This is a genomic window from Pseudomonas sp. GZD-222 (assembly GCF_049310525.1).
Taxonomy (GTDB): domain Bacteria; phylum Pseudomonadota; class Gammaproteobacteria; order Pseudomonadales; family Pseudomonadaceae; genus Aquipseudomonas.
The window spans coordinates 93200-115052 of record NZ_JBMOWO010000015.1 but is presented as its reverse complement, the minus strand read 5'-3'; the positions used below and the strand labels follow the sequence as shown (position 1 = coordinate 115052).

Annotated in this window: 24 protein-coding genes; 12 read left to right on the top strand and 12 right to left on the bottom strand. The window is 61.2% G+C overall.

The window, feature by feature from the left end; genetic code table 11:
- Positions 1-15: 15 nt before the first annotated feature.
- A complete protein-coding gene (gene thrH, locus ACO6VD_RS02875) occupies positions 16-633 on the bottom strand; it encodes a bifunctional phosphoserine phosphatase/homoserine phosphotransferase ThrH (RefSeq protein WP_038609216.1) in 618 nt (205 codons plus the stop codon).
- Positions 634-762: 129 nt separating this feature from the next.
- Here thrH and ACO6VD_RS02870 point away from each other — a divergent pair, with 129 nt between their 5' ends.
- The 4 genes from ACO6VD_RS02870 to ACO6VD_RS02855 all read left to right on the top strand — a co-directional run bounded on the left by ACO6VD_RS02870 (position 763) and on the right by ACO6VD_RS02855 (position 3941).
- Positions 763-1497, top strand: a complete 735-nt coding sequence (locus ACO6VD_RS02870; RefSeq protein WP_422416920.1) for a phosphoadenylyl-sulfate reductase — start codon at positions 763-765, stop codon at positions 1495-1497.
- Positions 1498-1601: 104 nt separating this feature from the next.
- Positions 1602-2003 carry a GntR family transcriptional regulator gene (locus ACO6VD_RS02865; protein ID WP_422416918.1) on the top strand — a complete coding sequence of 134 codons (402 nt, stop codon included), beginning with the start codon at positions 1602-1604 and terminating at the stop codon, positions 2001-2003.
- Complete coding sequence (locus ACO6VD_RS02860) at positions 1996-2712, top strand: ABC transporter ATP-binding protein (protein WP_422416916.1); 717 nt, start codon at positions 1996-1998, stop codon at positions 2710-2712. The genes ACO6VD_RS02865 and ACO6VD_RS02860 overlap by 8 nt, the downstream gene beginning before the upstream one ends.
- A complete protein-coding gene (locus ACO6VD_RS02855; protein ID WP_422416914.1) occupies positions 2709-3941 on the top strand; it encodes a hypothetical protein in 1233 nt (410 codons plus the stop codon). The genes ACO6VD_RS02860 and ACO6VD_RS02855 overlap by 4 nt, the downstream gene beginning before the upstream one ends.
- A 62-nt stretch (positions 3942-4003) precedes the next feature.
- On the opposite strand, the gene cysB is transcribed toward ACO6VD_RS02855, so the two are convergent.
- The 4 genes from cysB to ACO6VD_RS02835 form a co-directional block, all read right to left on the bottom strand.
- Complete coding sequence (gene cysB, locus ACO6VD_RS02850) at positions 4004-4978, bottom strand: HTH-type transcriptional regulator CysB (RefSeq protein WP_038609205.1); 975 nt, start codon at positions 4976-4978, stop codon at positions 4004-4006.
- 125 nt (positions 4979-5103) lie between these two features.
- On the bottom strand, positions 5104-5601 hold the full coding sequence (locus tag ACO6VD_RS02845) for a universal stress protein (protein ID WP_400173823.1): 498 nt from the start codon (positions 5599-5601) through the stop codon (positions 5104-5106).
- A 93-nt stretch (positions 5602-5694) separates the two neighbouring features.
- On the bottom strand, positions 5695-6603 hold the full coding sequence (locus ACO6VD_RS02840; RefSeq protein ID WP_422416911.1) for a 5'-nucleotidase: 909 nt from the start codon (positions 6601-6603) through the stop codon (positions 5695-5697).
- 12 nt (positions 6604-6615) lie between these two features.
- Complete coding sequence (locus ACO6VD_RS02835; protein ID WP_422416909.1) at positions 6616-7599, bottom strand: putative 2-dehydropantoate 2-reductase; 984 nt, start codon at positions 7597-7599, stop codon at positions 6616-6618.
- 117 nt (positions 7600-7716) lie between these two features.
- Here ACO6VD_RS02835 and ACO6VD_RS02830 point away from each other — a divergent pair, with 117 nt between their 5' ends.
- Together ACO6VD_RS02830 and ACO6VD_RS02825 are read left to right on the top strand one after the other, a co-directional pair.
- Positions 7717-8163, top strand: coding sequence for a PilZ domain-containing protein (locus tag ACO6VD_RS02830; protein WP_422416907.1), 447 nt, complete (start codon positions 7717-7719; stop codon positions 8161-8163).
- A gap of 171 nt (positions 8164-8334) precedes the next feature.
- Positions 8335-9411 (top strand): 3-deoxy-7-phosphoheptulonate synthase, encoded by a 1077-nt coding sequence (locus ACO6VD_RS02825; RefSeq protein ID WP_400173827.1) that lies wholly within the window; start codon positions 8335-8337, stop codon positions 9409-9411.
- An 84-nt stretch (positions 9412-9495) separates the two neighbouring features.
- On the opposite strand, the gene ACO6VD_RS02820 is transcribed toward ACO6VD_RS02825, so the two are convergent.
- Positions 9496-9777 carry a GNAT family N-acetyltransferase gene (locus ACO6VD_RS02820; protein ID WP_028941432.1) on the bottom strand — a complete coding sequence of 94 codons (282 nt, stop codon included), beginning with the start codon at positions 9775-9777 and terminating at the stop codon, positions 9496-9498.
- 508 nt (positions 9778-10285) lie between these two features.
- Between ACO6VD_RS02820 and oprI the strand changes: the two genes are divergently transcribed.
- Entirely contained in the window at positions 10286-10537 is a 252-nt protein-coding gene (gene oprI / locus ACO6VD_RS02815; protein ID WP_003259780.1) for an outer membrane lipoprotei OprI, read from the top strand.
- A gap of 605 nt (positions 10538-11142) precedes the next feature.
- Here the strand turns inward: oprI and ACO6VD_RS02810 are convergent.
- From ACO6VD_RS02810 to ACO6VD_RS02800, 3 genes are all read right to left on the bottom strand, one after another.
- Positions 11143-12114 carry a L,D-transpeptidase family protein gene (locus tag ACO6VD_RS02810; protein WP_422416906.1) on the bottom strand — a complete coding sequence of 324 codons (972 nt, stop codon included), beginning with the start codon at positions 12112-12114 and terminating at the stop codon, positions 11143-11145.
- 121 nt (positions 12115-12235) lie between these two features.
- Positions 12236-12517, bottom strand: a complete 282-nt coding sequence (locus tag ACO6VD_RS02805) for a hypothetical protein (protein WP_422416904.1) — start codon at positions 12515-12517, stop codon at positions 12236-12238.
- Positions 12518-12573: 56 nt separating this feature from the next.
- Positions 12574-13179 (bottom strand): arylesterase, encoded by a 606-nt coding sequence (locus ACO6VD_RS02800; protein ID WP_422416902.1) that lies wholly within the window; start codon positions 13177-13179, stop codon positions 12574-12576.
- Between the two features lie 10 nt (positions 13180-13189).
- On the opposite strand from ACO6VD_RS02800, the gene ACO6VD_RS02795 reads away from it, so the two are divergent.
- From ACO6VD_RS02795 to ACO6VD_RS02780, 4 genes are all read left to right on the top strand, one after another.
- Complete coding sequence (locus ACO6VD_RS02795) at positions 13190-13873, top strand: ABC transporter ATP-binding protein (protein WP_400173906.1); 684 nt, start codon at positions 13190-13192, stop codon at positions 13871-13873.
- A complete protein-coding gene (locus ACO6VD_RS02790; RefSeq protein WP_422416899.1) occupies positions 13873-16383 on the top strand; it encodes an ABC transporter permease in 2511 nt (836 codons plus the stop codon). Before ACO6VD_RS02795 ends, ACO6VD_RS02790 begins: the two co-directional genes overlap by 1 nt.
- A gap of 66 nt (positions 16384-16449) precedes the next feature.
- On the top strand, positions 16450-16944 hold the full coding sequence (gene greB / locus ACO6VD_RS02785) for a transcription elongation factor GreB (protein ID WP_422416897.1): 495 nt from the start codon (positions 16450-16452) through the stop codon (positions 16942-16944).
- Between the two features lie 115 nt (positions 16945-17059).
- Positions 17060-18277: a DUF3422 domain-containing protein gene (locus ACO6VD_RS02780; RefSeq protein WP_422416895.1), complete on the top strand. Its 1218-nt coding sequence runs from the start codon at positions 17060-17062 to the stop codon at positions 18275-18277.
- A gap of 23 nt (positions 18278-18300) precedes the next feature.
- On the opposite strand, the gene ACO6VD_RS02775 is transcribed toward ACO6VD_RS02780, so the two are convergent.
- The 3 genes from ACO6VD_RS02775 to ACO6VD_RS02765 all read right to left on the bottom strand — a co-directional run bounded on the left by ACO6VD_RS02775 (position 18301) and on the right by ACO6VD_RS02765 (position 20883).
- Positions 18301-18609, bottom strand: a complete 309-nt coding sequence (locus tag ACO6VD_RS02775; protein ID WP_400173910.1) for a hypothetical protein — start codon at positions 18607-18609, stop codon at positions 18301-18303.
- Between the two features lie 311 nt (positions 18610-18920).
- Positions 18921-19355, bottom strand: a complete 435-nt coding sequence (locus tag ACO6VD_RS02770) for a DoxX family protein (RefSeq protein ID WP_157191886.1) — start codon at positions 19353-19355, stop codon at positions 18921-18923.
- A 103-nt stretch (positions 19356-19458) separates the two neighbouring features.
- Entirely contained in the window at positions 19459-20883 is a 1425-nt protein-coding gene (locus tag ACO6VD_RS02765) for a transglycosylase SLT domain-containing protein (RefSeq protein ID WP_422416892.1), read from the bottom strand.
- A gap of 158 nt (positions 20884-21041) precedes the next feature.
- On the opposite strand from ACO6VD_RS02765, the gene ACO6VD_RS02760 reads away from it, so the two are divergent.
- Complete coding sequence (locus ACO6VD_RS02760; protein ID WP_422416890.1) at positions 21042-21848, top strand: TatD family hydrolase; 807 nt, start codon at positions 21042-21044, stop codon at positions 21846-21848.
- Positions 21849-21853: the final 5 nt, after the last annotated feature.

The window sequence follows — 21853 nt, the reverse complement described above, 5'->3', positions numbered from 1 at the left end:
CCCCGTGATGAGACCTTACAGGCTCAACGACCGATTGGAGGCCTTGATGAACTCTTTCTTCAACGCCTCGAAATCATGCACTGCCGGAAACTGCGGGAACTCGCGGATCACATTCTCCGGCGCATGGAACAGAATCCCTGCGTCAGCCTCACCCAGCATGGTGGTGTCGTTGTACGAGTCACCGGCTGCGATCACCCGGTAGTACAGGCTCTTGAACGCCAGCACCGACTGACGCTTGGGATCTTTCTGGCGCAACTGGTAGCCGGTCACCCGATCCGTTTCGTCAGTGATCAGGCGATGGCAGAGCAAGGTCGGGAAACCCAGCTGGCGCATCAGCGGCTGGGAGAATTCGTAGAAGGTGTCGGAGAGAATCACCACCTGGAAGCGCTCACGCAGCCAGTCAACGAACTCGATGGCGCCGTCCAGCGGCTTGAGCGTGGCGATCACCGCCTGGATATCGGAAAGCTTCAGGCCATGCTCATCAAGAATGCGCAGGCGCTGCTTCATCAGCACATCGTAATCGGGAATATCACGGGTGGTCGCCCGCAACGATTCGATTCCGGTTTTTTCCGCAAAGGCGATCCAGATTTCCGGGACCAGTACGCCTTCCAGGTCGAGACAGGCAATTTCCACAGCACACTCCTCGAACAACGCCAAAAATGGGAAGCCGCACTCTACATGCGCGGCGTCTGCCCCGGCAATTTTTGTTAAGATCGTGGTATTACGAGCGCCAAGCGCCATTCAATGACCGGAAGCCGCCTGATGAGCCAACCCTTCGACGTCGCCGCCCTGGCCGCGACTTACGCCAACAAGTCCCCGCAAGACATCCTCAAACTCGCCTTCGAACACTTTGGCGACGACCTGTGGATCTCCTTCAGCGGCGCCGAAGACGTGGTGCTGGTGGACATGGCCTGGAAGATGAACAAGAACGTCAAGGTGTTCAGCCTCGACACCGGCCGCCTGCACCCGGAGACCTATCGCTTTATCGATCAGGTGCGCGAGCACTACAACCTGCCGATCGAGATCCTCTCCCCCGATCGCAACAAGCTCGATCCCTTCGTCAAAGAGAAAGGCCTGTTCAGCTTCTACAAGGATGGCCACGGCGAATGCTGCGGCATCCGCAAGATCGAACCGCTGCGCCGCAAGCTCAGCACTGTCAGCGCCTGGGCCACCGGCCAGCGCCGCGACCAGAGCCCGGGCACCCGCAGCCAGGTCGCAGCGCTGGAAATCGACAGCGCGTTCTCTACCCCCGAGCGCACCTTGTACAAATTCAACCCCCTGGCGCAGATGAGCAGCGAGGAGGTCTGGGGCTATATCCGCATGCTCGAGCTGCCGTACAACAGCCTGCACGAGCGCGGCTTCATCAGTATCGGCTGCGAGCCCTGCACCCGCCCTGTGCTGCCTAACCAGCACGAACGCGAAGGGCGCTGGTGGTGGGAAGAGTCGACCCAGAAGGAATGCGGCCTGCATGCCGGCAACCTGATCACGAAAGGCTGATTGCCCAGACAGACAAAACCGGCTTCGGCCGGTTTTTTCATGCCCGCAAAAAAGTACTTGCCCGGCACCAATAGTGTATTGCTACACTAATACACATGGACGCCATGACCCTGCACATCGAACCCAGCTCTGCCGACCCGATCTATCGCCAGATCGTCGGCCAGATCACTCGCCTGATCAGCGCTGGAACCTGCCCACCGGGCACCCGCCTGCCTTCGGTGCGCGAGGTGGCCGCCGCCCATGCGATCAACCCGATGACGGTTTCCAAGGCCTATGCCTTGCTGGAAGCCCAGGGTTTGCTCGAGCGCCAGCGTGGCAAAGGCATGCAAGTTGCTGCCAACCATCAGGCGATCACCCCCAGCAAAACACGCCTGCAGGCATTGCAGCCCGCTTTGCAGGAACTGGCTCGCCAGGCGCACCAACTGGACCTGAACCTCGATCAATTGATCGAGGCCCTCACCCCTCTCATGAACGAAGCAGCGCTTTCGAAGGATCGCAATGAGTAACCTGCCCGCCGTGGTCGAAGCCCACGGTCTGACCAAACGCTACAAGGATCACATGGCACTGGACGGTGTTTCGCTGAGCATCGAACCGGGAACAGTACTAGGTTTGCTGGGACGCAATGGTGCAGGCAAGAGCACCCTGATCGAGTGCCTGCTGGGGCTGCGTCAGGCCGACAGTGGCGAGGCCCGGTTGTTTGGCAAACCTGCCAGCCAGATCGATGACCAGGGCAAGGCTGCCTTGAGTTATGTGCCGCAACAGGGCGACAGCCTGAACTGGCTGAAAGTCGGCGAGGCCCTGAAGTTCTTTGCCAGTCTTTATCCAACCTGGGATAGCGAACTGGTCGAAACGCTGCTGCAGCGCTGGAACCTGGACAGCCAGCGCATGATTCACAGCCTCTCCCCAGGCCAACGCCAGCAAGTGGCGATCATTCGCGCCCTGGCCCCTCGGCCGCGTCTGCTGGTACTGGACGAACCTGCTGCAGCTCTCGATCCGCTGGCACGGCGCGAACTGCTGCGAGAAATCGTTGAGCTGGCGAGCGAACATGGCAGTACCGTGGTGTTCTCCACCCACATCCTCTCCGACCTGGAGCGCATCGCTTCTCATGTCGCCCTCGTTCATCAGGGCCAGCTGCGACTGTATGCCGAAGTTGATCAGCTCAAGGATGAATTGGGCCTGAGTCTGGAAGACCTGTTCTTGGAGCTGGCAGCATGAAGGCCTCGGCGCTCAAGCCGCTGTTTTTCGGCGCGTGGCTGCCCGCTGTGGGCGCACTGTGCTACGTGCTGACGCTGGCTGTCGGTGTCAGCCTCTGGTACCGCACACCTGAAGCCCCGGCATCACTGGCCTGGCCTTTCACCTGGGCCGTTGCCGCCGCCCTGTGGTGGCTGTTCCATGGGCCAAGACTGTGCAGCCTGACCACGAACATGATTGCCCTACGCGCCCCCAAGGTTCGTCGCACCTTGCTGGGCGCAGTGGGCCTGCACATGGCACTGAGTATCGCTCCGCCACTGATGTGCCTGGCGCTTTGGCCAGTGGCCAGCCATCACCTCCCGCAGTTGGCGGCGGCATTATGGCTGGGCTCGTGCTTCGGCCTGCTGACCATCAGCATGCCGTGGGCCTTGAACTTCATCCCGGTAACCCTGCTTGCCCTGTACTGGCCTGTGCTCGCCAACCCCGGCCAAAGTGCTCTGCTTGGCGTACTGGCGCTGCTATTGACCTGGGCATTGTGGCATTACCATTCGCAGCGGCCACGGACCAAGCTCATGACGCCACTGGGGGTAGCTCTGAGTGGATTCACCCTTGGCTCGCGCGATCCAGGCAAGGGGTGCGCAGTTCCAGCAGCCGGCGCTCTCAGCAACACCGCCGCCGATCAGAACCACCAACGCCAGGAGCCCATGGCCGCCCTGCTTGGCCGCAGTTGCCAGACCATCAAACAGATATACGGTAAACGCGGCCAGTATCTGATGTACCTGGCACTGGCGAGCGTCGTGACGTTCGTCTACTGGATAGAGCCGGATTACAACACTGGTTTCCTTGCCATGTGGGCGGCAGTCCTGTTGGTCTGGACGCCCATGCACGCCATAGGCACGCTGATCGACCTTCACGGGCGCAACCGCGCGACCCTCGCCGAACTGCTCCTGGCGCCTGGCTTGCCACCCCGCGAGCAATTGCAAGCGACCCTGCTGCGCCAGCTGCGTAACAGTCTGCTTGAGCGCCAGGTGCTGATGACCTTGCTGCTGGTTGCCATGGGGATAAACAACCACAGCCCGGGATTGCACCGGCCACTGGCTGCGATTGCCTTCAGCACATTCATGCTCGCGCTGAGCCTTGGCCTGGCCAGGCTCGCCTGGCGCGGTGCACTGAGCAAATTCCAATGGGGCATGGGCACCGCGCTGCTGATGGCGTCGATCTACATTGGCACGCTCATGCTCATCATTTTCTGAGCCAAACCGAGGACAAGAAAAAACCGGCACGATGGCCGGTTTTTTCTTGTCTGCTGCTGGTATCAATGCACCGGCAACTCGACATCCGCAAACAGCTCTTCAAGCTCTTGCTTGTTGTGACACTGGATAGCCTTGGCCATCACTTCACGGGTCAGGTGCGGGGCAAACTTCTCGATGAAGTCGCACATGAAGCCACGCAGGAAGGTACCACGGCGGAAGCCGATCTTGGTCACGCTGGACTCGAACAGTTCGCTGGCATCGAGGACCACCAGGTCATTGTCGAGCTTGGTATCAACGGCCATCTTGGCCACGATGCCCACACCCAGACCCAGACGCACATAGGTCTTGATCACGTCGGCGTCGGCGGCGGTGAACACCACTTTCGGGGTCAGGCCGCGATGGCTGAAAGCTTCGTCGAGCTTGGAACGGCCGGTGAAACCGAACACATAGGTAACGATCGGGTATTCGGCCAGGGCTTCGAGGGTGAGCTTGGGCAGCTTGGTCAACGGGTGGCCTTGTGGCACCACCACGCAACGGTTCCAGCGGTAGCACGGCATCATGACCAGGTCGCCAAACAGCTCCAGGGCTTCGGTGGCGATGGCAAAATCGACGGTGCCGTCCGCAGCCATTTCGGCAATCTGCATCGGCGAACCCTGATGCATGTGCAGGGCCACTTCCGGGTACTGCTTGATGAAGCTGCTGATCACCGGCGGCAATGCGTAGCGCGCCTGGGTGTGCGTAGTGGCGATCGACAGGGTGCCCTTCTTCTCGTTGGAGAATTCCTGGGCAATCTGTTTGATGCTTTCGACCTTGCGCAGGATTTCGCCAGCGGTGGTGATGATGCGCTCACCGGCCGGGGTCACGCGAGTCAGGTGCTTGCCGCTGCGCGCGAACACTTCAACGCCCAGTTCGTCTTCGAGCAGGCGGATCTGCTTGCTGATGCCCGGCTGGGACGTGTACAGGCTCTGCGCTGTCGCGGAGACGTTGAGGTCGTGGTGCGCCACTTCCCAGATGTAGCGCAATTGTTGGAGCTTCATAGGTATCCCTCAAATCAGCTGGGGCGTCACCGGCAGCAGCGACGATTTATAACTATATTAGTGGTTTGAAGAATAAATCTAGAACTATTTTAGCAGTCTAGTAGGAATCCACTGACACGGCAGCCTTAAGCCTTCCGACGTCCCAGGTGCTGGGCCAACGGCACCATGTACACCGGCACCGGCGACAGCTGGAGCAGACGCACTGCGGTGCGGCCGATGGGAATATCCACCCCCGCCCCCTGGCTGTGGCTGCCGAAAATCAGCAGATCGACACTCAGGCGCGCCGCCTGCTCAAGGATCACCTGCGCCGGATCGCCCTGGCGCACGCGCACGGCCTTGATCAACGCCAGGTCCGCTTCTTCACCCAACTCGTCCCGAAAGTTTTCCAGCACCTGCTGTTCGATGGTGGCCATGACGTTGTTGACCCCCTGACTGTGCAGTTGGTCGAGGGTCTGTTCGTCCAGGTAACTTTGCAACAGCGACTCAGCGAACTGCCCCATGGGTTCGACGGCATGGATGACATACAGCTCTGCATTGAAGGTTCGCGCCAACGCCAGCGCGTGTTGCATGACAAAAGGCGCGTATACACCGAGGTCAGTGGCATACAGCATGGAACGGATCATTCGACCTCCTCGACTGCCGCCTGGGCAGAGCAAGCTTCAGCTTAGCAGCGCGCCGATGACACGCTGTTCCGTCTGGCGCTCCACACCAGCGGCCTAGCGCAGGGTCGGTTCGTTACTGATGCCGTGCGGCACATGACCGGTTGCAACCACGCTGCGCGCCCGCTCGCAATGGCCGGCCTGGTCATCGAAGAACACATCGGCGGCGAAGGCCTCAAGGAACGCCGATTTGTCCAGCCCACCCAGGAACAGCGACTCATCCAGGCGGATATCCCACTCGCGCAACGTGCGGATCACCCGCTCATGCGCGGGTGCCGAACGCGCGGTTACCAAGGCAGTGCGAATCGGGCAGGCGCCTTCAGGAAACTCCTTCTGCAGCAGGTTCAACGCGGCAAGGAAGGGCTTGAACGGCCCGCCTCGCAACGGTTCGCGCGCCGACTGGCGCTCGCTGGCCTGGAACGCCTCCAAGCCACCCAATTGGTAGACCCGCTCAGACTCGTCGGAGAACAGCACCGCGTCACCGTCGAAGGCGATACGCAGCTCATCGCTGGCGGCGCGTTGCGCTCCTCCGGAGAGGATGGTCGCCGCCGCGAAACCGGCTTCGAGCGCACTGCGAACATCGTCGGCATCGGTCGACAGGAACAGATGACAGCCAAAGGCCGCCAGATATGGGTACGGACTGCGCCCGCCAACAAAGGCTGCGCGGTAGATACCCAGGCCGTGGTGTTCGATGGAATTGAACACGCGCAGGCCGGTGTCGGCACTGTTGCGTGACACCAGCACCACTTCGACCCGGGGTTGGCCAAGATGAGCATTGAGGCCCAACAGCTTCTGCACCAGCGGGAAGGCATCACCGGGCGCCAGCACTTCGTCCTCGTGATCGATCTGATATTGGCGGTAGGCTTCGACACCTTCTGCCAGGTAAAGACGATGGCTTTCGCTGAGGTCGAACAGCGCCCGCGAGGAGATGGCGACCACCAGTTTGTCGCCGAGATTCTTGCTCATTTTCCACTCCTTTTAGGCCAATCGCGGGGCCGGTGGGAGCGGGCTTGCCCCGCGATTGGCCCGATCAATAAACGCCAGTGCCTGATACAACGCCTCAATACGCGGCAAGCTGCAACCCGCCGCGCGCGCTTGCGCCAACGGCTCGGCATAGATTGCCGCCAGCTCCAGCGGCCGCTGCTGGGCAAAGTCGTGGTACATGCTCGGCCAGTAGTCCGGCATTTTTTCCGTTACGGCGAACAGATGCTCAGCATAGCCCTGGGGCAACTCATGACCACAGCTACGCGCGCCCTCCACCACCTCTGCCATCAGCGCCTGGACCAGCTCGCGACTCTGCGCATCCGCCATCAACGGCGTGGTGCTGGCCCTGAGCAGTACCGACAGACCGTTGTAAGGCACATTCCACACCAGCTTCTGCCAGCGCGCCTGGGCCAGGTTGCTCATCGCCTGCGAGTCGATGCCCGCTGCACGGAACAGCTCGGCACCGGCGTCGACCACCTGCTGACGCGCAGCGGCATCGGTGGCCGGGCCGCTGTGATAGCCCAGGTTCACTGCCCCCAGGGATTGATGGCGAAGCACGCCAGGCGCCTCGCGGTTGACGCAGATAAAACACAAACCGCCCAGCAGGTGCAGATGGGCTGGCAACAACGGACGCAGGCACTCCTCGACACCCAGGCCATTCTGTAACAGCACTACTTTGCAGTCGCTGGCCGCAGCCTTGGCGATTACTGGCGCAAGTTCGGCATTGCTGGTGGACTTGGCACCCACCAGCAGCCAGTCGCAGGGCGGCATGTCGGCGGCATCGGCATAAGCCAGCACTGGCATTTGCAGCGTGCCATGAATCGCACTTTCGACCCGAATCCCGTTAGCACTGACCGCGTCAAACTCACTGCGCAGGAGGAAATGCACATCGAACCCGGCCCGGGCCAGCATCAAGCCGTAGTAGCCGCCAATGGCGCCGGTGCCGATGATGCCAATACGCGGACTGCTGGTGTTCATCCTGCTCTCCTTTAACCGTTCATTTTTTGTTCAGTTTTTTTACACGCAAATCAAGCGCTTTACGATCCTTCACTATACTGAGGCGAACAAGGTCAAAAAATCGACACGGAGTCGATCATGCGTGGATACCTGCCGCACCCGGACGATGTTCCGGTCGAACTGGCCTTACGCCAGTCGCCCAGCCTGTTTCGCCAGCGCCTGCACACTATCAGCCTGGGCGGTATCGCCTGCAATCACCCCCGCGCATACCGCCGCGGCATGGCAGTCGAAATATACATCCCCTCCCTCGGCGAAACGGCGCGTTACCCCGGCTACGTGGCCTGGTGCCAGAAACAGCAGGAGGGTTATCGGGTCGGCATCGCCTTCACCGATGAACAGGCCCTGTTCGGGGCGAGAATGAGCGAGCAGGTCTGTCAGATCCAGCACCTTTACCAGCAGCAAGCCCTCGACAAAAGCACCCCTGACGACCTCGATGCCCTTGCCCAACAGTGGGTCAGCCTGCATGCCGGCGAATTCTCCGAAGCCAGTCTTGAGGCCACCCATACCCGGCAGATTCTCGTTTAAGTGCAAAAAACCCAGCGCCTGCGGGCTTTCACACGCAGGAAAGCAGGCGCTACCCATTGTCGAGCTACGGTGTAACGCGCTAAGGTTCGGCTCCCCGCTGCGTACAATTTTCGCTGCTCCGCCGCACGGGGATCGCTGGCGGCCGGCACCCGTGACCTGACGAGTAACACGATGGCTGATTTACCGATCGATGACCTAAACGTTGCCTCCAACGAGACCTTGATCACCCCCGATCAGCTCAAGAAGGAAATCCCCCTGAGCGCCGCTGCGCTCAAGACCGTGACTGCGGGCCGTGAAGTGGTGCGCAATATCCTCGACGGCAAGGATCACCGCCTGTTCGTGGTGATCGGCCCCTGCTCGATCCACGACATCAAAGCGGCCCACGAATACGCCGAGCGCCTCAAGGCCCTGGCCGCCGAAGTCTCCGATACCCTGTACCTGGTCATGCGCGTGTACTTTGAAAAGCCACGCACCACGGTCGGCTGGAAAGGCCTGATCAACGACCCGTACCTGGACGACTCGTTCAAGATTCAGGACGGCCTGCACATTGGTCGCCAGCTGCTGCTGGACCTGGCGGAAATGGGCCTGCCCACCGCGACCGAAGCCCTCGACCCGATCTCCCCGCAGTACCTGCAGGACCTGATCAGCTGGTCGGCGATCGGCGCGCGCACCACCGAATCCCAGACCCACCGTGAAATGGCCTCGGGCCTGTCCTCGGCCGTGGGCTTCAAGAACGGCACCGATGGCGGCCTGACCGTGGCAATCAATGCCCTGCAGTCGGTTTCCAGCCCTCATCGCTTCCTCGGTATCAACCAGGAAGGCGGCGTGTCCATCGTCACCACCAAAGGCAACGCCTACGGTCACGTGGTACTGCGCGGTGGCAACGGCAAGCCGAACTACGATTCCGTCAGTGTCGCTCTGTGCGAGCAGGCGCTGGCCAAGGCCAAGATCAAGCCGAACATCATGGTCGACTGCAGCCACGCCAACTCCAACAAGGACCCGGCCCTGCAGCCACTGGTGATGGAGAACGTTGCCAACCAGATCCTCGAAGGCAACCAGTCGATCATCGGCCTGATGGTCGAGAGCCATCTGAATTGGGGTTGCCAGGCGATTCCGAAGGACCTCAACGACCTGCAGTATGGTGTATCGATCACCGACGCCTGCATCGATTGGGACGCCACCGAGAAGACCCTGCGCAGCATGCACGCCAAGCTCAAGGACGTACTGCCCAAGCGCGACCGCGCCTGACAGGCAGATACAAGAACGCCGGGCATTGCCCGGCGTTTTTGTATCTGCGTTGAACGGCAGCTGCGCAGCTGCCCTTCGCGATTCTCAAGCCTTGGTGGAGTGCCGCTGCTGGCGCTCCATGTAACGTTCTACGTACGAGCATGACGGAATCACGGTGTAGCCCATGTCTTCTGCGTACTGCAGCGCCTTTTCGGTCAGCGCCGCGGCAATACCCCGGCCCCGCAACGCATTGGGAACAAAAGTGCGGTAGATATCCAGGGTTTGCTTACCCAGGTCCATGTAGGTCAGGTAAGCACGATGACCGTCCACACTGGTCTCGAATTGATGACCAGCCTGGTCATGGTGGATGGACAACGCCTCGCTCATCACTACTCCTCGCGGGTCTTATGATCTGACCCCTACCTTACCGATGTTTGTCCGGCGAAGGAACCTCTACGCCACCCCGTGCCCGTTTGGACAGCAAGAACAGCTTGGTCGTTCTCTGGCAAAAGAGCACGTACAAATAGTAGGCGCCCAGGGCCCGGATGCTCAAGGCGTCTGGTCGCAAAATTTGTGCACTTGTAGCCAGCGAATCAGGCGGCGGGTAGCGGCCTGAACAGTTGCCGGATGTTGTAGTGCTAAGACGTAGGATGACACTTTAAGTCACCGTTAGTTCAACAAAAAAACACACTTGCTACACTTGATTACAGCCGCGCATGCGGCACCTTCACAGTTTTTTTACAAAGGCTGTGGCGGTCCCGGGACAGGCGGATTTTTTTGCAGTTCTTGCGCTCTGTCAGTTTACTTACTACAAGTAATGGGTACTATGTACACCGGCTAGTTTCTCTTTGTTGAGAGATGGCTATTTAATAGAAAGTCCTTGAAGGGGAACACGATGAACAACGTTCTGAAATTTTCTGCTCTGGCTCTGGCCGCAGTTCTGGCTACCGGTTGCAGCAGCGTCTCCAAAGAAACCGAAGCTCGTCTGACCGCTACCGAAGACGCAGCTGCTCGTGCACAAGCTCGCGCTGACGAAGCCTACCGCAAAGCTGACGACGCTCTGGCTGCTGCTCAAAAAGCACAACAGACCGCTGACGAAGCTAACGAGCGCGCTCTGCGTATGCTGGACAAAGCCAGCCGTAAGTAATTATCCCTCGGGATTTTTATTTGGAGCCGACCCACTTGTGGGTCGGCTTTTTTTATGGCTCCTCACAAAGTCCTGAAGACTAGGAGCCTTGATTTTGGGTTGTTATGGCTGTGGGAGCTTATCCATTTGCTGTGGCGCCGCTGCTGGCCCCTTCCGCCCTTACGGCGGCCTACTTTCCTCTTCGGGAAAGTAGGCAAAGCCGCTCGCTCCTGCATACGGCCCTACGCTGCGCTCCGGGTCCCTTCGCTCCGGCACCTTCCGGGGCCACGCGGCCTACGACTTGCTTCGCCAAGTCTACGGCTCGCGTTCTTCGGCTACGCCGAAGGTGCTGCGCACTGGCCCCTACAGGCACCTGCGCTCAGCCTCCTGAAGTCGCAGTTCGCGGCGTCTGAACTTGCGTGTATGAAGATCAAGATCAAAAACGGGCTTGCCTGCAGTGGTGGTGCACAGCGCCCTTCGGCCCGGGCCGAATAAGCCCTCCATCCGAAGTCCATCCCCAATCATACTTCCGGCATTCCGTTAAGAACCTTTGCAAGAAAGTAAACGGCAGAAACGACGAGGCCTGCACAATGGCAGGCCTCGGATACAACAACCCAGGACTGGGGTTACTGCATGTCCAGCGGTACGCTTGAGACCATTGGTTGCTGGGCGGTGTTCGGCACGGCGATTTCCACCGGCATGCCATCTTCAGCAGCCACTACGTCACGTACCATGTCCCAGTTCATGCGCAGGTTATTAGCCAGATCTTCGCGCTTGAGCAAGGCGTTGATCACCGCGGTGTGCTTGTCGACCACCGATGGATCGCCCTTGTCGTCCAGCGGTGTGTGCGCCTCGAGGTAGACCTTGCCAGAACTCAGGCCGAACTTGTACGGCTCATTGATAATGCGCACCGGAACACCGACCGGCGCCATCTTGGCCAACTCAAGCACGTTGTTGTTGAACATGCGGAAGCAGCCATGGCTGGTGCGCATGCCGATACCGAACTTCTTGTTCGAACCGTGGATCAGGTAGCCCGGAACGCCCAGGGTGAACTTGAACGGACCCAGCGGGTTATCCGGGCCTGCCGGCACCACCGTAGGCAGGATGTCACCGTCTTCGGCGTGCTCCTTGCGGATCGAGGCCGGTGGCGTCCAGGTCGGGTTCGGCGTCTTGGCCGTCACCTTGGTGTTGGCGATCGGCGAACCCCAGCCTTCACGCCCGATACCCAGCGGATAGGTGTGCACCACGTTCTGCCCTTTCGGGTAGTAGTACATGCGGTACTCGGCCAGGTTGATGACGATGCCTTCACGCGGGCCAGGTGGCAGGATGAAACGGGTCGGCAGAATGATTTCGGTGCCAGCACCCGGCAACCAGGGGTCGACACCCGGGTTGGCGGCGATCATTTCCAGATAGCCGAGGTCGTTGGCGGTGCCGATATCGGCGAAGGTATCTTCGTACTTGGCCTTGATCACCTGGACCTGGCCAATGACGTCTTCGCCAGGCGGCGGCAGGGGAAACTCCAGCGCAGCAGCAGGACCTGCCGCCAACAGGGCGGCCAGGGTCAGGCAACGGGTGACGGCGGGAAAGCGCGGCAACATCCGGGAAATCCTTCGCTAATTCAGTGAGGTCAAGACGACGATTGTACACCGCCCCCAGCACAATCGGGAGTGATCCGCACCGAGGAAGGCGTTACAGGGGATGAAAGGTTATATCGGGACGTTACAATTGCGGCCAGACAGGCCGCGTACCACGGCGCTGGGCATCGAGAATGGCCCGGCACAGCGAGCACAGGCGCCGATCACGGTAGATGCCGCGCGCAACCGTGGACCAGCGCGGCTGCGCGGGCAACAGCGTGCCGCACAGCGTGCGGTCGGCCGAGCCTCCCAGCTCGAGCTGACGGGCCACAAGATGGACGCGGATCTCCTGGCAGGCGAACAGGTCAAGCTGTTCGTCAGGCTCGATCAATTGATAGGCAAACAGGGACCAGGCGGGACGCGGCATCGGGGGCTCCAAATCGGGGGCGCCACATTAGCCGAAAGCCGGTCAGTATAAAAGCGTCAAAGCAGCGGTTTTAGCTGCGGCCAGGCATTTTCCAGCAAGCGCGCCTGGGCACCCTGCCCCGGATGAATGCCATCAGCCTGCATCAGCTCGGGCACACCCCCCACGCCTTCAAGGAAAAACGGCACCAGCGGCACTTGTTTTTCCGTCGCCAGGTTTTCATACACCTGGGCGAACGCATCGGTGTAACGCTTGCCGTAATTGGGCGGCAAACGCATGCCCAGCAACAGCACCTTGGCACCGGCAGCGCGGGAATGGTCGATCATCGAGGCAAGATTTTGTTGCAATTGTGTTGGCAGCTGGCCGCGCAGGCCGTCATTGCCCCCCAACTCCAGTACCACCAACTCCGGTTTGTACTCTGCAAGCAGCGCCGGCAGCCGTGCCTGGCCTCCTGCACTGGTATCGCCGCTGATCGAAGCATTGACCACTTTGGCGTCGAAACCCTCGCTTTCCAGACGTTGTTCCAGCAAGGCAACCCAACCCTGGCGGGTATCCAGGCCGAAAGCGGCACTGATACTATCGCCGACAATCAGCACGGTACCCGCCGCTGCTCCCTGGGCCATGCACATCAAGGCCAGGCCAGCACTCAATAACCACACTCGCATCGGATTCTCCATGGGCCCCAGCATTCTCACTGCGCGGAACCTTAGCAAAGTGGTTCCCAGCGCGGAAGGCGACCTGACCATCCTGCACGAACTCTCACTGGAATTGAAACAGGGCGACAGCCTGGCCATTGTCGGCGCCTCCGGTTCTGGCAAATCGACGCTGCTGGGCCTGCTCGCCGGCCTCGACCTGCCCAGCGCAGGTTCGGTGATCCTGGCAGGCAATGACCTCGGCCCGCTGGATGAAGACCAGCGCGCCCGGGTACGTGCCGAGCATGTCGGCTTCGTGTTCCAGTCGTTCCAGTTGCTCGACAGCCTCAATGCCCTGGAAAACGTCATGCTGCCGCTGGAGCTGGACGGTCGCCGCGACGCCCGCGAGCATGCCCGCAGCCTGCTCGAGCGAGTCGGCCTGGGTCAGCGCTTGAGCCACTCGCCGCGCCAGCTGTCCGGCGGCGAGCAGCAACGCGTCGCCATCGCCCGGGCCTTTGCCGCCGAACCTGCGGTGCTGTTCGCCGACGAACCGACCGGCAACCTCGACAGCCACACCGGCGAGCGTATCAGCGACCTGTTGTTCGAACTGAACAAGGAACGCGGCACCACGCTGGTACTGGTCACCCATGACGAACGCCTGGCCCAGCGCTGCCGGCGCCTGATCCGCCTGGACGCCGGCCACCTGGTCGCGCCGCTGGAGCCCTGATGGCCCGCCTGCCGTTTTTCCGCCTGTTCGCCCTGGCCCTGCGCCAGTTGCTCCGCGATGCCCGCGCCGGTGAACTGCGCGTGCTGTTCTTCGCCCTGCTGGTGGCAGTGGCCGCCAGTACCGCCATCGGCTATTTCGGTGCCCGCCTCAATGGCGCCATGCTGCTGCGTGCCACCGAGTTCCTCGGCGCCGACCTGGTGCTGCAAGGCAGCTCGCCAGCCCAACCGGAACAGATTGCCAGTGGCACGTCCGCCGGGCTGCAGCACGCCCAGGTAGTCGAATTCTCCAGCGTGATTGCCACCGACAACGGCATCCAGCTGTCGAGCATCAAGGCCGCCAACAACGCCTACCCGCTACGTGGAGAACTGCGCAGCGCTGCCGAGCCCTATGCCAGCGAAACCAGCGGCGGCGGACCGGCGCCAGGCGAGGCCTGGGTCGAACCACGACTTTTGGTGGCCCTGAACCTGAAGATCGGTGACAGCATCGACGTCGGCATGAAAACCTTGCGCATGAGCCGGGTGCTGACCTACGAGCCGGACCGCGCCGGCAATTTCTACAGCCTGACACCGCGGGTACTGATCAACCTTGCCGACCTCGACGCCACCGGTGTGGTGCAACCTGGCAGCCGGGTCAGTTACCGCGACCTCTGGCGAGGGGAACCCGAAGCCCTGGCCAGCTACCGTGACAGCGTCAGCAAAGGCCTGGCGCCCAACCAGCGCCTGCAGGATTCACGCGACGGCAACCGGCAGATCGGCGGCGCCCTGGGCAAGGCCGAGCGTTACCTGAACATGGCCAGCCTGGTCGCGGTGCTGCTGGCCGGTGTTGCCGTGGCCTTGTCGGCCAGCCGCTTTGCCACTCGCCGCTTCGATGCCAGCGCACTGTTGCGTTGCCTGGGCCTGTCGCGCCGCCAGGCGCTGAGCCTGTTCTGCCTGCAACTGGCAATACTCGGCAGCCTGGCTGCGCTGGGTGGCGCACTGCTCGGCTGGCTGGCACAACTGGGACTGTTCAAGCTGCTGCAAGGCCTGATGCCCGCGCAGATTCCCCCCGGTGGCCTGGCCCCCGCGCTGGCCGGGATCGCCACCGGCCTGGTCGCCCTGGCCGGTTTTGCCCTGCCACCGCTGGCCGCATTGGGCCGGGTACCACCACTGCGGGTGCTGCGCCGCGACTTGCTGCCGGTGCCGCCAAGCAGTTGGCTGGTGTATGGCGCCGCCCTGCTCGCCCTGGGCTTGATCATGTGGCGCTTGAGCCTCGATCTGCTGTTGACCTTTGCCCTGCTCGGCGGTGGCCTGGTCGCCGCAGTGCTGCTCGGCGGCCTGTTGCTGCTCGGCCTGCGCAGCTTGCGGCGCCTGCTCGCGGACTCTCCCCTGGCCTGGCGTCTTGGCCTGGGTCAATTGCTGCGCCATCCACTGGCCGCCGCCGGTCAATCTCTGGCCTTCGGCCTGATCCTCCTGGCCATGGCGCTGATCGCCCTGCTGCGTGCCGAGCTGCTCGATACCTGGCAAAACCAGCTGCCCAAGGATGCGCCAAACTATTTCGCCTTGAACATTCTGCCTGACGACAAGAACACCTTCGCCCAACGTCTGAATGAGTTCTCTGCCGAAGCCGCGCCGCTCTACCCGGTGATTCCCGGACGTCTGACCGAAATCAACGGCCAGGCCGTGCAGCAGATCGTCAGCAAGGAATCTACCGGTGATCGCGCGGTGCAGCGCGACCTGAGCCTGACCTGGGCCGCTGACCTGCCCCAGGGTAACGCCCTGAGCGAAGGCCAATGGTGGCAGGCAAGCCCCGCGCCTGACAGTGACCTGCCTGGTGTCTCGGTCGAAACCGAACTGGCCCAGAGCCTTAAGCTCAAGCTGGGCGACCAGCTCACCTTCAGCATTGGCGGCCAGCAACGCCAGGCCGTGGTGAGCAGCCTGCGCACGGTCAATTGGGACAGCTTCCAGCCCAACTTCTACATGATCTTCCAGCCCGGCACGCTGCAGGATCTGCCCACTACCTACCTGACCAGCTTCTTCCTCGCCGCCGGTCACGATCAGCAGGTAGTGGCTCTGTCACGAGCATTCCCGGCGGTGACCATCCTCCAGGTCGATGCCCTGCTGGAGCAGCTGCGCAGCATCCTCGCCCAGGTCACCCTGGCGGTTGAATATGTGTTGTTGTTTGTCCTTGCCGCGGGGCTGGCGGTGCTATTTGCCGGCCTGCAGACCACCCTCGACGAACGCATCCGCCAGGGTGCACTGCTGCGTGCTCTGGGCGCCGGGCGCGGACTGCTGATCAAGGCCCGACGCATCGAGTTCGGTTTGCTCGGTGCCGCCAGCGGTTTGCTGGCAGCCATCGGCTGCGAGCTGATCACCCTGCTGTTGTACCGCTACGCCTTCGACCTGAGCTGGAGCCCGCATCCGTGGTTGCTGTTGCTGCCCGTGATCGGCGCCTTGCTGGTAGGTGGGGCCGGGGTTTACGGCACGCGGCGGGCGCTCAATGCAAGCCCGCTGACGGTGTTGCGTGAAGGCTGATGGAAAGCGGCGAGATAAGGTTAGAATCCTGATCTCTCGCCATACCTCCCCGACAAAGGACCCAGCGTGGCTACAAACATCATCACCCGAGAAGGCTACGAGGCGCTGAAAAGCGAGCTGGATCACCTCTGGCGCACCTACCGTCCCGAGATTACCGCCAAAGTGGCCTGGGCTGCGTCGCTGGGTGATCGCAGTGAGAATGCCGATTACCAGTACAACAAGAAGCTGCTGCGAGAAATCGACAGGCGCGTACGCTATCTGCGCAAACGCCTGGAGGACGCGAAAGTGGTCGATTACGCGCCCGAGCAGGAAGGCCGGGTGTTCTTCGGCGCCTGGGTGGAAATCGAGAACGATGAAGGCGAAACCAAGACCTTCAGGATCGTCGGTTACGACGAGATCTACGGGCGCAATGACTACATCTCGATCGACTCGCCCATGGCCCGCGCGCTGCTGAAGAAAGGCAAGGACGACGAGGTGGTGGTACAGACTCCACACGGGGAAGCGACCTGGTACATCAACAGCGTCACTTATAATCCACCGGGTTCAGCCAAAGACGCGTAACAGCGTCATGTGTTTGCTGGCGCAGCGTGACTCGCGCCGGTCTTTGACCAGTCCCATGAAAGTGCCCCTCGCACCTGGAACAGCGGACAAACACAACAATACGGTCTGAACCCTCATGCATGCCCAACGTAAAGCGCTGCACAACGAGCTGCATGCTCGCCCGTCGCTGTATTTCGACGAGCCGGCGCATGTTTATCACCTGGCCTTTCTCGGCACTGCCGCTCAATGCAATGCCCTGATGCAGCGCTGCACGCCCGACATCTTCGCGCCTGAAGCGACACAGGGCATCACTCACTTCCATGGCCATCCGTTCAAGTGGGAACGCCATGCCGAATTCTTTACCCTGACCCTGGTGGTGCCTGCAGACAGCAGCGAGTTGAACTGGCACTCGCTTCCCGAGTTGCTGGGACAGGCGATCGAGCCCTTCCAGGACTTGATCATCAATGCCGTGCAAGTGGTGGTGCGCGACGAGAACGGGCTGGACCTCAGCCGCTATGGTTTCAAGGACCCCTGCGGCTCCTGTGTCGGCGGTGGCGATGCCGTGGTCTGGAGCGATTTTCGCCTGACCGAAGACGGTACCAATCGTTTTCTGTTCATCAACCGCCGGCTCAATGCCTATCGCCAGGGCCGCATGATTCGCCGCCTGCTGGAGATCGAGACCTACCGGATGATGGCCTCGTTAAGCCTGGACACGGCTAAAGCCTTGAGCGCTCAGCTAGATGCCTATGACCGCAGCCTGGTCAGCCTGTCGGAACGCAACGTGGCCAGTGACGGTGGCAATGCCAAGGCTTTGCTGGAAGATATTGCCCAGCTGTCGCGCCAGGTGGTCGGCAGCACGGTGAAAAGCCGTCACCGCTTCAGCGCCACCCAAGCCTACGCACAGCTGGTGTTCGAACGCATGGGCGAACTGCGCGAAAGTCATGTCGCCGACTGCCAGCGCCTGGGCATATTCATCGAGCGCCGCTTCAAACCCACCGTGCGTTACTGCGCTGCCACCGAGCAGCGTCTGGAGCAACTGGCCGAAGGCGTCGCCAACCTTGGCGATCTGCTGCAAGCGCGGGTACAGGTGGAAATGGAAGAACAAAACGCCGAAATCCTGCGTAGCCTCAATGCCCGCGCCGAATCGCAGATCAAGATCCAGCGGGCGGTGGAAGGCTTGTCGATCATCGCCATCACCTACTACCTGCTGAGTCTGTTCAAACTGTTCTACGCCGGTTTGCACACCCTCGGCGCACCGATATCGGCACGCGATGCGCTACTGGCAATGGCGCCGGTAGCGATCCTTATCTTGCTGGTGATTTTGTTGCGGATCAGAAAAGCCAAGGCGCATTGAGCCGCCCTTGCCTAACACCGGGATCAACCGCGGGTGATCAAACCCTGCCGCGCAACGCGGGTCAGGTGACCGATTACCTCTGCGGCGTCTTCGGCGCTGGGCGACTGGATCACGGCCAGGTCGAAGCGGTCACTGGCGAACTGGTCAAGGGAGGCGCGGGTATCGGCGAACTGGATCAGAAAAGCGGTGGCGCTGCCTTTGCGGCGCGGCCAGCCATCGAGATAGCGCAGGAGCGTGGGCTGGTGGCTACCGCCCAGCAGGATGCGCGGCACACGGGTAGCCTGACTGGCAGGCAGAGGGGTCAGACAGACACTGGTACGTGGACAACTCATGGAGTAATTCTCCGCCTCGCAGATCCCGCTGGGCTGCGGTGGGAGGCGTCACCGAACCAGCGCTTTAGCGGTATTCGGTGAACCACATCGGGTTCTCCTGCGCCCCGCAAGTAGCTGTTTAAATCGGCGCAAGTCAGCATCCTAGAGAAGCTGCGGGCTGACTGTCAACATGAAGGGATGGAAAAAACATTTTAGCCTGGAGGCTTACAAACCCGCGGGGAGCGGCGGTGCTCCACGATGACGGTGCCGCCAAGTTTTCCTCCACGGCACCTCCACCCAGCTGAACTTTCGCGCTTGCTACAGCGATACGATCAACGTGCTATCAATCGATCCAGCGATGCATTACCTGCACCTTCGATCAATACCGCCACGGTACCTGCCATCAACGCCAAGGCAAACTCGTAGCCGTTGTTGGCCATGAACAAACCATTGCTGATGTGCACCGAGAAGATCGCCACGATCAGGGTGATGGTCAGCGCTACAGCGGCCGGCCGTACCAGCAGTCCGATGACCAGCGCCAGGCCACCGAAGAACTCGGCACTACCCGACAACAACGCCATCAGCAACCCCGGCGCCAGTCCCAGGCTCTCCATGAACTGCGCAGTCCCGGCCAGGCCGCCACCGCCAAACAGGCCGAAAAGCTTTTGTGCACCATGGGCCATGAAAATGACCCCGACGATGATGCGGATGACGCTCAGGCCCCAGCTGGCACGACTGGCAAATACGGCGTTGAGAGTGGTGTTCATGAAGACTTCCTTAGTGAGGTGTGAGGTGATGTGGGCGCCATATTAATCAAATATACGGAGGTTAAAATCGCAAAAATTGCGAAATAACAATCGGATAATTCGATTACTTACGTGCCGTTACCTTACGCCCCTTCGGCTCCAGCGACTCTCGCTCACGGTCGAATGCCAGGAAGTACTTGTTAACACTGTTGACGTAACTGACCGGCCCCATGCCGACCTGCTCCATGGCGATGCGCTCAGTCTGAAAAAACCACTGATTGCCATTCAAGCCACGCCGCCGGGCTTCCGCCCGCATCGCCTGAACCCGCTCCGGCCCGAGGTTGTAGGCCGCCAGAGTGAAGGCCATGCGCTCGCGCTCATTGAGCTGATTACTGGAAAAGAACTTGCGCCGAATCAGTGCCATGTACCGTGCACTGGCCTGCACATTGCCATCCACGTTACTGATATTGCTCACCCCTACCCGCTGCGCTGCGCTCGAGGTAATCTGCATCAACCCATGGGTTCCCCCGGCGCCTCGGGCCGCAGGGTTGAGCGAAGACTCCTTGAAGGCCACCGCCGCCAGGTTCAGCCAGTCGATGTTCTGTTCGCTGGCATGGCGCTGCAACACCGGCCGCAGCGCTTCCAGGCGCTTTCGATCACTGCGCGCCAGCGGATTGTGCACCCGGTACAGGCGCCGGTAGATGCGTTCAAAGGCCGCGTCCTGGTTCTCCGGCGGCCTATAGCCTTGCAGGAAGCGGTCGACACTGGCGTGCAGCATCACCGCATCACGCCGCACATACCAGCGCATGGCCTCGGGGGCGGCAACCTGCACCTTACGGTCGATGCGCAGCTTGGGCATGACCCTGGCCCAACGCTCAGCGATCGGCTGTTCGACAACCGTCAGATGAAAGATCCCGGCCTGGACCATTTCCAGGACATCTTCCACCGCTAACGTCGGATCGACCCATTCCACCTTGATCGGCGCCAGCTTGCGCAGTGCCAGCTTCTGGTTGATTTCATGCAGGGTATCGCCAGCGGCACTGGCGCTGGTCAGAGCCACAGTGCGGCCAGACAATTGCTCGACTCGCTGAAAGCTGCGCTCGCCCTTACGCCCGACCAGCACCATGGGCACGTTGTCGACCACCGGATCGCTGGCCACCAGGCCACGGGTAGAGGTTGGGTCGAGCAATTCACCGGGCGCCACCAGGTCGGCTTCGCCGCGCTGCAACGCCGCCAGCAGTTGCTCTTTGGCGCGGGGGATGATTTTCAGGCGGATTTCCTGGCCATCACGGGCGCGGCCATTAAGGTAATGCTCGAACGCCCGCAGGCGGTGATACTCGACGCCCACCGGCTCGCCTTTGACTTCGCCGGAACTGTTACGACTCTGGTTGACCAGCACTTTAAGCACACGGCTGCTGCGGATCTGCGCCAGATCGCGAACCTGGGTCTTGGAAACCGTCTGTTGCGGTCCGGGCAGGCGTGCGCTGGCCGGCCCTGCCTGAAGCAGCCCGAAGCTCAGCACGATCAACAAAAACAGCGCTCGGGTCATCCGTATAAAGGTCCGCGCGTGTGGGGTTGGCGCCATAGTGTGCGGTCGTTACATGACAATTGACCGCAAAAGACCACGACAACTCATTGAAGTTCTTCGATTTATCGAAATTCCTCGAGCTTTGTTATGCTGGCCGGCCACCGGCCTGAGGTAGCACCATGCAACTCATCGACATCGGCGTCAATCTGACCAACCCAAGTTTCGCTGACAAACACCAGGCGATTCTCGAGCGTGCCGAGGCCGCCGGCGTGGTGCAAATGATGGTCACCGGCACCAGCCTGGAGGGCAGCGAGCAGGCCCTGGAACTGTGCCTGGCACTGGATGAAAACGGTCAGCGGCTGTTCAGCACCGCCGGTGTTCACCCTCACGACGCCAGCAGTTGGAACACCGACAGCGCGCGGCAGATCCGCGCCTTGCTGGAGCAACCGCGGGTACGTGCAGTGGGCGAATGCGGACTGGATTTCAACCGCGACTTCTCACCGCGCCCGCAACAGGAAAAAGCCCTGGAAGAGCAACTGGCCCTGGCGGTGGAGTTACAGATGCCGGTGTTTCTCCATGAGCGCGATGCCAGTGAGCGTTTGCTGGCGATCCTCAAGGACTACCGTGACCGCCTTCCCGCCGCTGTGGTGCATTGCTTCACCGGCGAGCGCGCCGCCCTGTTCGGCTATCTCGACCTCGACCTGCACATCGGCATCACCGGCTGGATCTGCGACGAGCGTCGCGGCACGCACCTGCACCCGCTGGTCAGCAGCATTCCCCAGGGTCGCCTGATGCTCGAAAGCGATGCGCCTTACCTGTTGCCGCGCAGCTTGCGGCCAAAGCCCAAGAACGGCCGCAACGAGCCAGCCTTCCTCACCGAAGTGCTGCGCGAAGTGGCCCTGCATCGCGGTGAAAGCAGCGAGCAACTGGCCGCCCATACCAGCGCCTGCGCACGCGCCTTCTTTAATCTGCCCGCGATTATTTGACGCAT

Excerpts from the sequence above, each read along its gene's own strand:
- ACO6VD_RS02820 (WP_028941432.1), bottom strand. The coding sequence starts at position 9,777 with ATGAGCGAGGCGTTGTCCATCCACCATGACCAGGCTGGTCATCAATTC.
- ACO6VD_RS02805 (WP_422416904.1), bottom strand. The coding sequence starts at position 12,517 with ATGCCGCGTCCCGCCTGGTCCCTGTTTGCCTATCAATTGATCGAGCCT.
- ACO6VD_RS02830 (WP_422416907.1), top strand. The coding sequence starts at position 7,717 with ATGCGTGGATACCTGCCGCACCCGGACGATGTTCCGGTCGAACTGGCC.
- ACO6VD_RS02760 (WP_422416890.1), top strand. The coding sequence starts at position 21,042 with ATGCAACTCATCGACATCGGCGTCAATCTGACCAACCCAAGTTTCGCT.
- ACO6VD_RS02775 (WP_400173910.1), bottom strand. The coding sequence starts at position 18,609 with ATGAGTTGTCCACGTACCAGTGTCTGTCTGACCCCTCTGCCTGCCAGT.
- ACO6VD_RS02800 (WP_422416902.1), bottom strand. The coding sequence starts at position 13,179 with ATGCGAGTGTGGTTATTGAGTGCTGGCCTGGCCTTGATGTGCATGGCC.
- ACO6VD_RS02865 (WP_422416918.1), top strand. The coding sequence starts at position 1,602 with ATGACCCTGCACATCGAACCCAGCTCTGCCGACCCGATCTATCGCCAG.
- ACO6VD_RS02765 (WP_422416892.1), bottom strand. The coding sequence starts at position 20,883 with ATGACCCGAGCGCTGTTTTTGTTGATCGTGCTGAGCTTCGGGCTGCTT.
- cysB (WP_038609205.1), bottom strand. The coding sequence starts at position 4,978 with ATGAAGCTCCAACAATTGCGCTACATCTGGGAAGTGGCGCACCACGAC.
- ACO6VD_RS02795 (WP_400173906.1), top strand. The coding sequence starts at position 13,190 with ATGGGCCCCAGCATTCTCACTGCGCGGAACCTTAGCAAAGTGGTTCCC.
- ACO6VD_RS02840 (WP_422416911.1), bottom strand. The coding sequence starts at position 6,603 with ATGAGCAAGAATCTCGGCGACAAACTGGTGGTCGCCATCTCCTCGCGG.
- ACO6VD_RS02780 (WP_422416895.1), top strand. The coding sequence starts at position 17,060 with ATGCATGCCCAACGTAAAGCGCTGCACAACGAGCTGCATGCTCGCCCG.
- ACO6VD_RS02790 (WP_422416899.1), top strand. The coding sequence starts at position 13,873 with ATGGCCCGCCTGCCGTTTTTCCGCCTGTTCGCCCTGGCCCTGCGCCAG.
- ACO6VD_RS02860 (WP_422416916.1), top strand. The coding sequence starts at position 1,996 with ATGAGTAACCTGCCCGCCGTGGTCGAAGCCCACGGTCTGACCAAACGC.
- oprI (WP_003259780.1), top strand. The coding sequence starts at position 10,286 with ATGAACAACGTTCTGAAATTTTCTGCTCTGGCTCTGGCCGCAGTTCTG.
- ACO6VD_RS02855 (WP_422416914.1), top strand. The coding sequence starts at position 2,709 with ATGAAGGCCTCGGCGCTCAAGCCGCTGTTTTTCGGCGCGTGGCTGCCC.
- ACO6VD_RS02810 (WP_422416906.1), bottom strand. The coding sequence starts at position 12,114 with ATGTTGCCGCGCTTTCCCGCCGTCACCCGTTGCCTGACCCTGGCCGCC.
- ACO6VD_RS02825 (WP_400173827.1), top strand. The coding sequence starts at position 8,335 with ATGGCTGATTTACCGATCGATGACCTAAACGTTGCCTCCAACGAGACC.
- ACO6VD_RS02835 (WP_422416909.1), bottom strand. The coding sequence starts at position 7,599 with ATGAACACCAGCAGTCCGCGTATTGGCATCATCGGCACCGGCGCCATT.
- ACO6VD_RS02770 (WP_157191886.1), bottom strand. The coding sequence starts at position 19,355 with ATGAACACCACTCTCAACGCCGTATTTGCCAGTCGTGCCAGCTGGGGC.
- ACO6VD_RS02845 (WP_400173823.1), bottom strand. The coding sequence starts at position 5,601 with ATGATCCGTTCCATGCTGTATGCCACTGACCTCGGTGTATACGCGCCT.
- ACO6VD_RS02870 (WP_422416920.1), top strand. The coding sequence starts at position 763 with ATGAGCCAACCCTTCGACGTCGCCGCCCTGGCCGCGACTTACGCCAAC.